The organism is Micrococcus sp. FDAARGOS_333, from assembly GCF_002206575.2.
In the GTDB taxonomy this organism is placed as follows: Bacteria; Actinomycetota; Actinomycetes; order Actinomycetales; family Micrococcaceae; genus Micrococcus; species Micrococcus lylae.
The window spans coordinates 2,497,874-2,510,309 of the sequence record NZ_NJFJ02000001.1; the positions used below are offsets into that span (position 1 = coordinate 2,497,874).

Consider the following 12,436-nt stretch of genomic DNA (forward strand, 5'->3'; position numbering starts at 1 on the left):
AGTGAGAACTTCTTTCGTGCCGAAATGGTGGACCACCCCGGGCTTCGTCAACCCCGCCTCGCGAGCGACTGCATCGAGGGTGAGGGCATCGCCGCGGCGAAGGACTTCAACTGCGTGATCGAGAAGTCCGATTTTGGTTGGCACAGTTCGAATATACGTACCATACGTATGGTAAGTCAACCCGATTGCGGGCTCAGCCGTAAACGATCGTTTTCGGGCAGCCGTGCCGGACGGCCCGCCGAGGCAGCGACACGCCGTTATCTGACCGACCGAAACCTATGACCGAAACCAACCCCGACCCGAAACCCGACCTATACCGTTTGCGGGCAGGCCGGTAAAATCAGGAGTACACCAGGAGGTGCAGCATTATGTCGCAACCATCATTTGACGTAGAGGCCCGCTGGCCCGAGCTGTTCGACCAGCTCGACGCTGACCAGCGCCGAGCCGTTGTGCGCTCGCTCGCGGCAGGCTGGCATGAGGGATGGGAGCCGAACCGCGAAGACGTGGCCGACCTCATCGACTACACGCGCGGCGCGCTGACGTTCGAGGACTACGAGGCGCGCACCGCCGCTAAGGCGGCGCGCATCGCCGGAGCGGCCGCTACGCTCTGATGCCGCACCAGTTCGATTCGTGGGAGTCATACTTTTACCCGGAGACGTACAACGCGCAGACCCGCAATGGCGTGCTGCGCAACATACCGCAGGCGCAGGCTCAGGGGCAGCCGTCCGGCCGCCCGGCCGAGCAGGTGGACGGCCATGGGGATCAGCAGGAGCGCCCCGACGAGCAGGACCACTACGGACACCATGAGCACCATGCCGAAGACGGGGAAGAACTCGTTGACCTCCGGGAGGGTGCGCAGGCTGCGCAGCCACACGGTCGCCGCCGCAGTGGCACCGAACGCCACCGCCACCAGCACCAGGGCGTAGCCGGCGCGGGCCTTCGACGGGGCCGGCGGGGCGGTGTTGGCGGTGCGCACGGCGGCCCAGGCGTTCTGGCGGGCGATCGCCCGGGCCGGAACCCATGCCGCCGCGAGTGCGCTGACCACGCCGATCGCCATGGCGGCCACCACCAGCGCCCAGGGCACCCCGGCCGGCGGCAGCATGACACCGCGCGCCGAGGCGGAGAGCACGATCCCCAACGCCGCCGCCACGCCGAGCAGACCGCCGCCCACGGCACCGATCAGGCCGCAGAGCACGCCCTGCCAGCGGAGCATCGAGGCCACGGTGCCGGACTCGGCGCCGACCACGGAGAGCAGCGCTCCCACCCGACGGCTGCGGCGGGCTCCCACCGCGAACGCGGCGCCGGCGAGCAGGCCGGTCTCCACCAGCGCCAACGCCCCCAGGAACAGCAGGGGCAGCATCAGGACGTCGTCCAGCGTCTGCCTGCCGCTGTCCCAGAAGACGGAGTCGACGAGCTGCGTGCCCGGGTTCTCCGGCTGGTGCAGCAGCGGCAGGAACTGGGCGCGGTCGCCGGCGCGGGCGAAGGCGAGGACGTCCAGGTAGTCGTCCGACACCGGCCCGTCCAGGTAGTCGACCACCGAGCCGGACCCGGTCAGCGCCCGGCCCAGGACGGACTCGGAGGAGACCACGAGGGTGCCCTGCACCATCCGCTGCGGATCGTCGAGCCCGGGCACCGGCAGCAGGTCCGCCCACCGCCAGTCATCGGTCGCCCGGTCCACCACGGTGCCGGAGACCGGCACGTCGAAGGAGGCGTCCGAGCCGAGGGGTCCGCCGCGGACGGTGAGGGTGTCCCCTTCGCCCACGAGCCTGCTGAGCTCGCGGTTGACCAGGGCGCCGTCGTCCTCCAGTCCGCCGGAACGGACGTCGAAGCGGGAGTCCGGACCGAAGAGGGCGGTGTCCGCGGGGTCCACCACGCGCACCTGTCCGAGGACGGCCTCCTCCCCGACGACGACCTCCACGCCCGCCTCCAGCACCCGGTGGGTGGTGACGCCCGCGGGCAGCTCGGTCGTGCGGCCCTCGGACCGCTGCCACAGCTCCCGGGCCTGCTGGACCGTCTCCTCCGGGACGCCGGAGGTGGCGAAGAGGAACCAGGCGTCCACGTCCGTGTACCTGCCCTCGGTGTCCGGGAAGTACATGGCGGCGTCCTCCGGGCTCACACCCGGGATGAGGTCCTCCGCCGGCGGCCTGTCCGCCAGTGTGCCCCGCTCGATCACGCCGTCGAAGCCTGCGTAGCGGCGTTCGGCCTGCCACTGCTGGGCGGCCGTGGTGCTCAGCTGCAGGGTGCCGGCCAGGGACACGCCGAACACCGGCAGCCCGATCAGCAGGATGACCAGCAGCATCCGCCACGGCTGGGCCTTGGCGTCGCGCAGCGCGATCCGTCGGGCCACGCGGCGGGAGCCTGCCCGGTCCCCGGCGCTCTTCCCGACGGCGGCACGCGCCTCGGGAGCGTCGCCCGCCCGACCCTGTGGTCGGGATCCGCCCGGCGTGGACGCCGGGGCCGCCGGCCGACGGCGGCTCATCGGGCACCGCCGGAGGGTGCGGTGCCCTCGGAGGGCGAGGGGCCGTCGTCGTTCCTCTGGCCGGGGCCGGAGGCGCCGGGGACGGCGAAGAGGGAGTCGACCGAGTCCACGGAGGACTCGTCCACGATCCGGCCGTCCCGCAGGAAGACGACACGGTCGGCCCAGCCGGCGTGGCGGGCCTCGTGGGTGACGAGGACGACGCCGGCGCCGTCGTCGGCGAGGTCGCGCAGCACACCCATGACCTCCTCGCCGGAGACGGAGTCGAGCGCGCCCGTGGGCTCGTCGGCGAGGACGAGGGAGCGGGAGCCGACGATCGCGCGGGCGATGGCCACGCGCTGCTGCTGGCCGCCGGAGAGCTGGTCCATGAAGCGGCCGGCGAGCTCGCCGATGCCGACCTGCTCCAGCGCCTCCTCGGCGCGGGCCCGCGCCTCGGCGGGGCGGGTGCCGTCGAGCTCGAGCGGCAGGGCGACGTTCTCGGCGGCGGTGAGCGTGGGGACGAGGTTGAAGTCCTGGAACACGTAGCCGACCACACGGCGGCGCAGGCGGGCGCGCTGGGCCAGGGACAGGCGGGACATCGGGGTGCCGGAGACGAAGACCTCGCCGGCGGCGGGCTGGTCCAGGCCGCCGGCCACGGCCAGCAGCGAGGACTTGCCGGAGCCGGAGGGGCCCATGACGGCCACGAACTCGCCGGAGTGGACGCCGAGGGTGACCTGGCGGAGGGCGGCCACGGCGGTGGGGCCGGTGCCGTAGACCATGTCCACGCGGTCCAGCTCGAGGACCTGGCGGGGACCGGAGGCGTTCCGCTCGGAGGCGGTGGTGAGGCCGGTGACCAGCGACGCGTCGTCGCGGCGGGCGCTCATCGGAGGTCCCCGTCGGTGCGGGAGGCGGAGATGTCGGCGGAGGAGGTGCCGCGGGCGGAGCCCGGCGCGCCGGTCGGGGCGGCGCCGCCGCGGGCGGTGGCGAAGGCGTCGGCCACGACGCCCCGGACGGCGTCCGGGCCTGCCGCGCGGCGCTCGGCGCGCTCCCAGGCCCGCCGGGAGCGGTTGCGGGAGGCGCGGACCACGGCGGCCTCGCAGTGGTCCAGCCAGCGGGCCTCGGCCTCGGCGGTGAAGATCAGGGACTCCAGGACGAGCAGCCCGGCGAGGTCGGCGCCGGCGGCGTCCGCGGGGACGGCACGCTTGGCGCGGGTGTACTCCTGCAGGTTGCGCAGGGTGGCGGTGCGCTGGGCCTGGATGACCTCGCGGACGTCCACGCCCTCGGTGGTCACGGCGACGGCGAGCTTGATGGCCAGCTCGTTGCGCGGCGGCGTGGTGGGGGCCAGCGGGGTGCGGAACCAGGTGGTGACTTCGGCGCGGCCGGCGTCGGTGAGGGCGTAGATGCGGTGGCCCTCGCCGTCGTCGCCGCGGTCCTCGACCAGGCCGTCCCGGGTGAGGCGGTCCAAGGTGGTGTAGACCTGCCCGATGTTCAGGAGCCAGGTGCCGCCGGTGGTCTCCTCGAAGTCCGCGCGCAGCTGATAGCCGTACTGCGGCCCGTGGGTGAGCAGGGCGAGAAGGGAGTGCTTGACGGACATGCGGTCCTCCGGATCGAGCGAGGGGATTCCGAGTATGCATACCCGGTATGAGCAAGTGTGCATACCCGGAATCCCAGCGTCAATCCCCCGGCCGGATCCGTTTTCGCTCGCGAAGCGGGAGGCGGACGCCTCCCGCTTCGCGAACGAAAACGCCGGGGCCTTCGCCAGAGAAATCGCCCGGGGCCGTGGTCAGCGAAGACGCCCGGAGCCCGCCGCTCACTAGACTCGGCACCATGACCGAGCAGAACGCCGCCCGTTACCCCGTCCCCGAGAAGGTCTCCGACATCTTCGACCCGCAGCGCTGGCGCGTGGTCGAGGGCTTCGACTTCCAGGACATGACGTACCACCGCCAGGTGGAACGGGACGCCGAGGGCAACTGGGTCCGGGACCTGCCCACGGTCCGCATCGCGTTCGACCGCCCGGAGGTCCGCAACGCCTTCCGCCCGGGCACCGTGGACGAGCTGTACCGCGCCATGGACCACGCCCGCATGACCCCGGACGTGGGCACGGTGCTGCTCACCGGCAACGGCCCCTCCCCCAAGGACGGCGGCCACGCGTTCTGCTCCGGCGGGGACCAGCGCATCCGCGGCCGCGACGGCTACCGCTACGCCGAGGGCGATACCGCCGAGACCATCGACCCGGCCCGCGCCGGCCGCCTGCACATCCTCGAGGTCCAGCGCCTGATGCGCACCGCCCCCAAGGCGATCATCGCCGTCGTGAACGGCTGGGCTGCCGGCGGCGGCCACTCGCTGCACGTGGTCTCGGACCTCACGCTCGCCTCGCGCCAGCACGGCAAGTTCAAGCAGACCGACGCGACGGTCGGCTCCTTCGACGCCGGCTACGGTTCCGCCCTGCTCGCCCGCCAGGTGGGCCAGAAGCGCGCCCGCGAGATCTTCTTCACCGCCCGCGAGTACTCGGCCGAGGACATGGTGGCCATGGGCGCCGTGAACGAGGCCGTGGACCACGAGCGCCTCGAGGAGGTCGCCCTGGAGTACGCCGCGGACATCAACCGCCAGTCCCCGCAGGCGCTGCGCATGCTGAAGTTCGCGTTCAACCTCCCGGACGACGGCATGAACGGCCAGCAGGTCTTCGCCGGCGAGGCCACGCGCATGGCCTACATGACGGACGAGGCCGTCGAGGGCCGCGACGCCTTCCTGCAGAAGCGCGACCCGGACTGGTCCCGGTACCCGTACTACTTCTGACCGACCACCACGGCAGGACGGAGACCCGCCCGTGCTCGAACTGCTCAGCGACCAGCCCATTCTCGTCCTCATGGCCACCGTCGCCCTGGGCGCCGCCGTCGGCACCATCCCCCTGGGCAAGATCCGCCTCGGCGCCTCCGGAGCCCTGTTCGTGGGCCTGCTCGTCGGGGCGGTGCTGCCCGACGTCGGCGACCAGCTGGCCCTGTTCCAGAGCTTCGGCCTGGCCCTGTTCGCCTACCTGATCGGTCTCGGCGCCGGCAAGGTGTTCTTCCGGGACCTGCGCCGCAACCTGCCCCTGATGCTGGCCGCCGTCCTCGTGGTGATCATCACCGCCTTCACGGTGCACCCGCTGGCCGCGCTGGTCGACCTGGACCTGCCGACGGCGATCGGCGTGTGGACGGGGTCGCTCACCGCGACGCCGGCGATGGCGCTGGCGAACCAGCTCACCGGCGGGCAGGCCCCGGCCGTGGGCTACGGGCTGTCCTACCTGGTGGGCGTGGTCGGCACCATCATCGCGATCACCCTGCTCGCCGCCCGCCCGTGGAGCAGCTCCCCGCGAGATCCGGCGCCGGTGACCGACGGCAAGCTGCGCTTCACCGTCGCGACCGCCACCTCCGCCATCGCCCTGCGGGAGATCCCGGGGATCTCCGAGGGGCTGGTGCGCGTGGTGGCGCTGCGCCACGGCGGCGTGGCCCGGATCGCCGGCTCCGCCGCCCGGATCGAGCCCGGGGACCAGGTCGTCCTGGACGGCACGGAGAAGAACATCGAGGAGGCCATGCAGCCCTTCGGCCGCCTCACCGATGCCGACCCGGCTCAGGTGATGAACCCGCTGCAGACCTCCATGGTCATCGTCACGGCCCGTGCCCTGGCCGACCGCCGCCTGGGCACGCTGTCCCTGCGCGAGCGCTTCGGCACCGACGTCGCCCGGCTGCGGCGCGACGACGTCGAGTCGCTGGCCACCCCTCAGACCGAGCTCAAGGTCGGCGACCGGGTGCTCATCGTGACCACCGCGCCGCGGATGGAGGCGGTGCGCGACTTCTTCGGCAACTCCACGCGGGGGCTCTCGAACCTGGACTGGATCTCCCTGGGCACGGGCATGGCGCTGGGCTACCTGCTGGGCATGGTGACGATCCCGCTTCCGGGCGGGGCCTCCTTCTCCCTCGGCCCGGCGGCCGGGTGCATCCTCGTCGGCCTCGCCCTCGGCGCGATCGGCCGGACGGGACCCACGGTGTGGGAACCGTCCACGGAGATCGCGCTGACGCTGCGGCAGTTCGGCCTCATGCTCTTCCTGGGCGTGGTGGGCCTGGCCGCCGGCCCGGCGTTCATCGAGACGGTGTTCACCCGGGTCGGCGGGCTGGCCATCCTGATGTCCGCCGTGCTCACCGCGCTCACCGCGGCCATGCTCATCGCCGCGGCACGGCTGCTGGGGCAGTCCGTGGATCGCACCTATGGGGCGCTGGCGGGCATCACGGGCCAGCCGGCGATCCTGGACTACGCGCTCTCCCGCTCCACCGACGCCCGCGTGACCGAGGGGTACGCCCAGCTGTTCGCCCTGATCATGGTGGTCAAGATCGCCACCGTGCCGTTCATGCTCTGACCGGCCGGCCGGTCCGCCCAGACCACCGCCGCCCGACCTCCGGCCGGCCGGTCCGCCCGGACCGCCGCCGCCCGACCTCTGTCCGCCGCCCGACCTCTGTCCGCCGCCCGACCTCTGTCCGCCGTCCGCCTCTGTCAGGAGTCCCGCCATGGCCGTCACCGCAGACCAGCTCGCCGCCGCCCGCGCGGCCCTCGCCGCCGCCTTGGAGGGCACCGGCGACCCGGTGGAGCTGACCGAGGACGGCCGTGTCCTGCCCCGCCCCGAGGCCAAGGATCCCGCCCGCTGCGGCCATCCGGACGCCGCCGCCGTCGTCCGGACGTCCGGCTCCACGGGTGCCCCCAAGCAGATCGTGCTCACCGCCTCCGCCCTGCGCGCCTCGGCCGCCGCCACCGCCTCGCGCCTCGGCGGCAGCGGCCCCGGCTCCCCCACTGCCATCACCCCCACCGCCGGCACCGCCCCCGGCTCCCTCACCGCCGGCACCGGCCACTGGCTCCTCGCGGTCTCGCTGCACTACGTCGCCGGCCTGGCGGTCCTCTCCCGCGCGATCGACGCCGGCACCGACGTCGTGCCCCTGCCCGCCGGCCCCTTCACCGCCACCGCCTTCGCGCAGGCCTCCGCACAGCTGCCGGACGACGGCCGGCCGCGGCTCGTCTCCCTCGTGCCCACCCAGGTCTCCCGTCTGCTCGCCGAGGACGCGGACCCGGCCGGACGGGAGGCGTTGGGCGGCTTCGACCACGTGCTCGTCGGCGGGGCCCGCCTGGCCGGTCCCCTGCGCGCCGCCGCCGAGGCCGCCGGGATCCGGCTCACCGCCACCTACGGCATGGCCGAGACCTGCGGCGGCTGCGTCTACGACGGTCTGCCCCTGCCCGGCGTCGCCCCCGAGATCCTCGACCCGGACGAGGAGGGCGTCGGCCGCATCCGCCTCGCCGGCCCCATGGTCGCCGCCGGCTACCTGGACGACCCCGCCCGCACCGCCGCCTGCTTCGACCACCCGGACGATTCCTTTCCTGCCCGTTTCCTCACCGAGGACCTCGGCCGCCTGATCCACGACGACGGCCCCCGCCTGGCCGTGACCGGCCGCGCAGACGACGTGGTCATCACCGGCGGCGTGAAGGTCTCCGCCGCCGCGGTGCAGGCCGTGCTCGAGGCGGATCCGGACGTCGCGGACGTCTTCGTCGGCGCCGTGGAGGACCCGGAGTGGGGCCAGCGGCTCTGCGCGGCGGTCGTCCCCGCGCAGGGGGCACACGCCTGGCGCGAGGACACGCAGAGGCGACTGGCCGTCGTCGTGAAGGATGCACTCGGCGGGCCTGCGACGCCCAAGACGTGGCTGGCCCTGGACGCCCTGCCGCTGCTGTCCACGGGGAAGCCGGACCGGCGCGCGCTCACGGCACAGTTCGCCGCCGCCTAGGCTCAGCGGCCGTACCTGCTGCCCCGCCCCGTGACCTGACCCGCCCCGACCTCCTCACCGCCGCGGCCCTGCTCGCCAGCGCCTTCGACCAGGCGGCGTCTCGCAGGCGACGATGCAGCGGCCGGTGCACGCAGTCCGCTGAGCGCAACTCCTCCGTAGGCTGGTCCCATGAGCTCCCCCCACCTGCGCGACGCGACCGCCGCCGACCTCGACGCCCTCGCGGCCGTCGCCGCCGAGGCCCTGTCCACGCTGCCGCTGTGGACCGAGCTGATCCCGGACCGGGGCGAACGCCGGGCCGTCATGGCCGCCCTGTACCGCGGCATGTTCGCCGACGCCCTGGCCCGCGGTGGCCGTGTCCGGCTCGCTGAGGACGAGCACGGCGTGACCGCCGCCGCCTTCTGGTCCTCCCCCGGCAACTGGCGGCCCTCCACCCTCCGCGGTCTCCAGGCGCTGCCCGGCATGGTCCGCGCCCTGGGCCTGCGCGGCACCGTGCGCCTGATGACGGTCAGCGGGCGCGGCTCTGCCGTCGCCGTGAAGTCCCACCCGTCCGAGCCGCACTGGTACCTCGCCGTGGTCGCCACAGCCGACCGGTCCCGCGGCCGGGGCCTCGGCACCCTGCTCCTGGAGGACGGCCTGGCCCACGTGGACGCGCGGGGCATGCCTGCCTACCTGGAGTGCGAGCCGCACCTGGAGGGCTGGTACCGCCGCTTCGGGTTCGGGGTCCGACAGGTCCTCGAGATCCCGGAGGGCATCGTGGACGGGGCCGTGCTCGATCACCAGCTGGGCATGTGGAGGATCCCCTCCCACGCCTGACGCCGCCGGGCCCGCCCGCCGTCGACTCGCGTGGGACAATGACCGGTGGCCGACTCGCACCGCGGCCGCCCTGCACGGAACCAGGAGGTCCACCGCACCCATGGCCACGATGTCCCAGTGGGTCGCCGCCGCTCGCCTGCGCACGCTGCCGATGGCAGTGGTGCCCGTGGTGACCGGCTCGGCCGCCGCACACACCCTGGACGGCTTCCACCTCGGCCGCGGGCTGCTGGCGATGGTCGTCGCCCTGGCCCTGCAGGTGGGTGTGAACTACGCCAACGACTACTCGGACGGCATCCGCGGCACCGACGACGACCGCGTCGGCCCCTTCCGCCTCACCGCCTCCCAGCAGACCGCGGCGAAGAACGTGAAGAACGCGGCGTTCGCCTGCTTCGGCGTGGCCATGCTCGCCGGATTCTTCCTGGTGGCCCTGTCCGGCACCTGGTGGTTCCTGCTGGTCGGTGCCGCCGCCGTGGCCGCCGCCTGGTTCTACACCGGCGGCTCCAAGCCCTACGGCTACCTGGGCCTGGGCGAGGTGTTCGTGTTCGTGTTCTTCGGCCTCGTGGCCGGCCTCGGCACCACCTACACGCAGGCCCTCGAGCTGAACGCGGCCGCCTGGGTCGCCGCCGTCTCCTCCGGCCTGTTCTCCACGGCCCTGCTGATGGCCAACAACATCCGGGACATCCCCACGGACCGCGAGGTCGGCAAGATGACCCTCGCCGCCCGCGTGGGCGACCGACCGGCCCGCTACGGCTACATCGGCATGATGGCCGTGGCCACCCTGCTTCCCCTGGTCCTGCTCGGCGCCTCCGGCTGGTTCGCGCTGACCGTGCTCTCCGCGGCCCTGGCGTGGATCCCGTCCCGCACCGTCCTGAAGGCGGACCACCCGCGCAGGCTCATCCCCGTCCTGAAGGCCACCTCCACGGTCGGGATCTTCTGGGCGATCCTGTTCGTCATCGCCTGCCTCACCGTCTGAGCCGCTCCCCCGGCCAGACGGCCGCAGACAACGACGACGGCCGCCCACCGGCGCAGGTGGGCGGCCGTTCTCGTGGGGTCGGGTCGTCCCGGCCGAGCCGGGCGGAGGCCACGGCGAACGTGCGGATGGAAGGCGCGTGCCGTCGTCGGGAAACAGGGGGTGCCCCTCGACAACTGGTGAGGACTCACCGTCATCAGGGCCCGGAGTCCCGGCTCAGAGGGCGTGTCCTCACCAGTTGACGGCAGGGAACCGGGTGGCTCAGCTGCGGAAACGGCCCTCGGTGTAGGCGTCCTCGGCCTCGGCATCGGCCTGCTCGGTCCTGCCGCGGCGGTTCCGGGACACGCCCCGACGCCAGGCCGCCATGTCCTCGGTGGCGCCGTCACGCAGCCGGCGCAGGCCCAGGTAGCCGACCGCGAAGGACAGGATCAACGCCACCAGCACGGACAGCACCATGCCGAGGTCCATCGCCATGCAGAGGTACCAGACGCCGACGAACACGACGATGCGGATGAGGCCGTAGAGGAGGAAACGCACCCCGCCATTCTAGGCCCGGCCGGTGAGGACTGCCTGGGCGGACGACGCCCCGCCCGATTCCTAGAATGGTCCCCATGCCCCGTTTCCTCATCCCCGCGATCATCGTCATCGTGGCCCTGACGCTCTACTGCCTCTTCGAGCTGCTGCTGACGCCGAAGCACCAGGTCCGTTCGATGCCGAAGGCGGTGTGGTTCCTGGTGGTCCTGCTGCTGCCGCTGGTCGGTCCCCTGCTCTGGCTGATCCTGGGCCGGGCCCGCACGGCCTCCGCCGCGCACGCCGAGCCGCGCATGTCCGCCCCGGACGACGACGAGGAGTTCCTGCGCAACCTCCGCGTCCAGCGCCGCCAGGACCAGCGCGAGGCGGACCTGGAACGCCGTGCGAAGCAGCTCGACGAGCGGGAGCGCCGCCTGCGCGAGCGGTCCGGCTCCGAGGGCCGCTCGGGCGACGGCGGGGCAGACGACCACCGCGGCAGCGGCCGCCCGGACGGCGAGGACGGTGCGGGCCGCACAGACGGCGAGGACGGCCCGGAGGAGACCGGCACGGACTCCCCGACCGGCCGCTGAGGGCAGGCCCGCTGCCCGCTGAGACAGACGCGCCGCCGCCCGCTGAGGGCAGGAGCGCCGCTGGCCGCTGAGGGCAGGAGCACCGCAGCCCGTTGAGGCAGGAGCGCCGCCGGCCGATCGCAGACACACGTGGGGCCCCGGACCGATGCGGTCCGGGGCCCCACGTCCGTGTTCAGGACGTCTCAGCGGTCGTCCCGGCTCACTCCGGGACGCCGGCGTAGGAGTGCAGGCCCGGGAAGTACATGTTCACGATCGTGTAGTTGAACACGATGCAGGCGAAGCCGATGATCGACAGCCAGGCCGAGCGGTTGCCGGTCCAGCCGCGGGTGGCGCGGGCGTGCAGGTAGGCGGCGTAGACCACCCAGATCACGAAGGTCCACACCTCCTTGGTGTCCCAGTTCCAGTAGCGGCCCCAGGCGGCCTCGGCCCAGATGGCGCCGGCGATCAGGGTGAAGGACCACATCACGAAGCCCACGGCGTTGATGCGGTAGGACCAGTTCTCCAGGGCGCCGGCGGTCGGCACGAGGCGCAGGAAGGACCAGGTGCCCTTGCCCTGCATCATGCGGCTCTGGGCGTTGGACTGGACCAGCTGGAGGATGGACATCGCGGCGGTCAGGGTGAACAGCGCGGTGGACAGCACGGCGATGGACACGTGGATCACGAGCCACGGGGACTGCAGCGGCGGCTGCAGGTGGCCAACCGGGGTCGGGAAGCCCATGGTGGCGGCGCACATCATGGCCACCACGAGTCCGGTGACGAAGGTGCCCACGAAGCGCAGGTCCTTGCGGAACAGGAAGATCAGGTAGACGGTCGTGACCAGCAGGGCGCCCGTGGTCATGAACTCGTAGAGGTTGCCCCACGGCACACGGTGGGAGGCCAGGCCGCGGGCCACCACGGCGAAGGCGTGCAGGGCCCAGCCGATGCCGAGCACGGCCACCGCCACGTTGGCGATCGGACGCCGGCCCCGGCCGGTGTAGTCCATGTCCTCGTCCACCAGGTCGGACTCGGCACCGTCCCCGGTGCGGTCCAGCGCAGCGGAGTCGGCCGGATCACGGTCCAGCAGGGCGGTGGAGCCGCCGCCGCGGCCGCCCACGGAGACGGCGGAGCGCTGTGCGTGGCGGGCCAGGTCGCGCTCGGTTGCCAGCTCCTCTTCGAGGCGCTTGATGGTGGTCGAGGCCACCGCCATGTCGACGGCGAACACGATGAACGAGGCCGCGTAGACGAGGGCGGCGATGAGCATGAACAGATCGCTGTACAGGGCGAGCTGCTCGTTGACGGGGGCCGTCGGGTTGAACAC

General features: G+C 73.0%; 12 protein-coding genes and 1 pseudogene. 7 read left to right on the top strand and 6 right to left on the bottom strand.

The features are described 5' to 3' along the window. Positions 1 to 6 precede the first annotated feature (6 nt). Positions 7 to 144 (bottom strand): annotated as a pseudogene (locus CEQ11_RS13200) (helix-turn-helix domain-containing protein); the annotation flags it as partial. A 224-nt stretch (positions 145 to 368) separates the two neighbouring features. Here CEQ11_RS13200 and CEQ11_RS11160 point away from each other — a divergent pair. Continuing rightward, a complete protein-coding gene (locus CEQ11_RS11160) occupies positions 369 to 611 on the top strand; it encodes an antitoxin VbhA family protein (protein WP_019174038.1) in 243 nt (80 codons plus the stop codon). Between the two features lie 26 nt (positions 612 to 637). On the opposite strand, the gene CEQ11_RS11165 is transcribed toward CEQ11_RS11160, so the two are convergent. The 3 genes from CEQ11_RS11165 to CEQ11_RS11175 form a co-directional block, all read right to left on the bottom strand. Further along, on the bottom strand, positions 638 to 2,347 hold the full coding sequence (locus CEQ11_RS11165; RefSeq protein ID WP_102957528.1) for an FtsX-like permease family protein: 1,710 nt from the start codon (positions 2,345 to 2,347) through the stop codon (positions 638 to 640). 128 nt (positions 2,348 to 2,475) lie between these two features. After that, the gene (locus CEQ11_RS11170; protein WP_227718922.1) at positions 2,476 to 3,234 is read right to left on the bottom strand and encodes an ABC transporter ATP-binding protein; all 759 of its coding nucleotides are present in this window, start codon (positions 3,232 to 3,234) and stop codon (positions 2,476 to 2,478) included. A gap of 101 nt (positions 3,235 to 3,335) precedes the next feature. Next, positions 3,336 to 4,049, bottom strand: coding sequence for a PadR family transcriptional regulator (locus tag CEQ11_RS11175; RefSeq protein WP_088478646.1), 714 nt, complete (start codon positions 4,047 to 4,049; stop codon positions 3,336 to 3,338). A gap of 233 nt (positions 4,050 to 4,282) precedes the next feature. Between CEQ11_RS11175 and CEQ11_RS11180 the strand changes: the two genes are divergently transcribed. From CEQ11_RS11180 to CEQ11_RS11200, 5 genes are all read left to right on the top strand, one after another. Beyond that, positions 4,283 to 5,251, top strand: coding sequence for a 1,4-dihydroxy-2-naphthoyl-CoA synthase (locus CEQ11_RS11180; protein WP_088478647.1), 969 nt, complete (start codon positions 4,283 to 4,285; stop codon positions 5,249 to 5,251). Positions 5,252 to 5,321: 70 nt separating this feature from the next. Beyond that, positions 5,322 to 6,848: a TrkA C-terminal domain-containing protein gene (locus CEQ11_RS11185; RefSeq protein ID WP_227718855.1), complete on the top strand. Its 1,527-nt coding sequence runs from the start codon at positions 5,322 to 5,324 to the stop codon at positions 6,846 to 6,848. Between the two features lie 148 nt (positions 6,849 to 6,996). Continuing rightward, positions 6,997 to 8,256, top strand: a complete 1,260-nt coding sequence (locus CEQ11_RS11190) for an AMP-binding protein (RefSeq protein WP_088478649.1) — start codon at positions 6,997 to 6,999, stop codon at positions 8,254 to 8,256. Between the two features lie 168 nt (positions 8,257 to 8,424). Beyond that, positions 8,425 to 9,069: a GNAT family N-acetyltransferase gene (locus CEQ11_RS11195; protein WP_088478650.1), complete on the top strand. Its 645-nt coding sequence runs from the start codon at positions 8,425 to 8,427 to the stop codon at positions 9,067 to 9,069. Positions 9,070 to 9,169: 100 nt separating this feature from the next. Continuing rightward, entirely contained in the window at positions 9,170 to 10,042 is an 873-nt protein-coding gene (locus CEQ11_RS11200; RefSeq protein WP_067191485.1) for a 1,4-dihydroxy-2-naphthoate polyprenyltransferase, read from the top strand. A gap of 258 nt (positions 10,043 to 10,300) precedes the next feature. On the opposite strand, the gene CEQ11_RS11205 is transcribed toward CEQ11_RS11200, so the two are convergent. Further along, positions 10,301 to 10,576 carry a DUF4229 domain-containing protein gene (locus CEQ11_RS11205; protein WP_087133848.1) on the bottom strand — a complete coding sequence of 92 codons (276 nt, stop codon included), beginning with the start codon at positions 10,574 to 10,576 and terminating at the stop codon, positions 10,301 to 10,303. A 74-nt stretch (positions 10,577 to 10,650) separates the two neighbouring features. Between CEQ11_RS11205 and CEQ11_RS11210 the strand changes: the two genes are divergently transcribed. Beyond that, positions 10,651 to 11,139 carry a PLDc N-terminal domain-containing protein gene (locus CEQ11_RS11210; protein WP_088478651.1) on the top strand — a complete coding sequence of 163 codons (489 nt, stop codon included), beginning with the start codon at positions 10,651 to 10,653 and terminating at the stop codon, positions 11,137 to 11,139. A gap of 199 nt (positions 11,140 to 11,338) precedes the next feature. Here CEQ11_RS11210 and ccsB read toward each other — a convergent pair whose 3' ends face one another. Next, a complete protein-coding gene (gene ccsB / locus CEQ11_RS11215; RefSeq protein ID WP_088478652.1) occupies positions 11,339 to 12,436 on the bottom strand; it encodes a c-type cytochrome biogenesis protein CcsB in 1,098 nt (365 codons plus the stop codon).

Coding starts and splice junctions, on each gene's coding strand:
- CEQ11_RS11180 (WP_088478647.1), top strand. CDS start 4,283: ATGACCGAGCAGAACGCCGCCCGTTACCCCGTCCCCGAGAAGGTCTCC.
- CEQ11_RS11195 (WP_088478650.1), top strand. CDS start 8,425: ATGAGCTCCCCCCACCTGCGCGACGCGACCGCCGCCGACCTCGACGCC.
- CEQ11_RS11210 (WP_088478651.1), top strand. CDS start 10,651: ATGCCCCGTTTCCTCATCCCCGCGATCATCGTCATCGTGGCCCTGACG.
- CEQ11_RS11175 (WP_088478646.1), bottom strand. CDS start 4,049: ATGTCCGTCAAGCACTCCCTTCTCGCCCTGCTCACCCACGGGCCGCAG.
- CEQ11_RS11190 (WP_088478649.1), top strand. CDS start 6,997: ATGGCCGTCACCGCAGACCAGCTCGCCGCCGCCCGCGCGGCCCTCGCC.
- CEQ11_RS11200 (WP_067191485.1), top strand. CDS start 9,170: ATGGCCACGATGTCCCAGTGGGTCGCCGCCGCTCGCCTGCGCACGCTG.
- CEQ11_RS11170 (WP_227718922.1), bottom strand. CDS start 3,234: ATGGTCTACGGCACCGGCCCCACCGCCGTGGCCGCCCTCCGCCAGGTC.
- CEQ11_RS11185 (WP_227718855.1), top strand. CDS start 5,322: ATGGCCACCGTCGCCCTGGGCGCCGCCGTCGGCACCATCCCCCTGGGC.
- CEQ11_RS11160 (WP_019174038.1), top strand. CDS start 369: ATGTCGCAACCATCATTTGACGTAGAGGCCCGCTGGCCCGAGCTGTTC.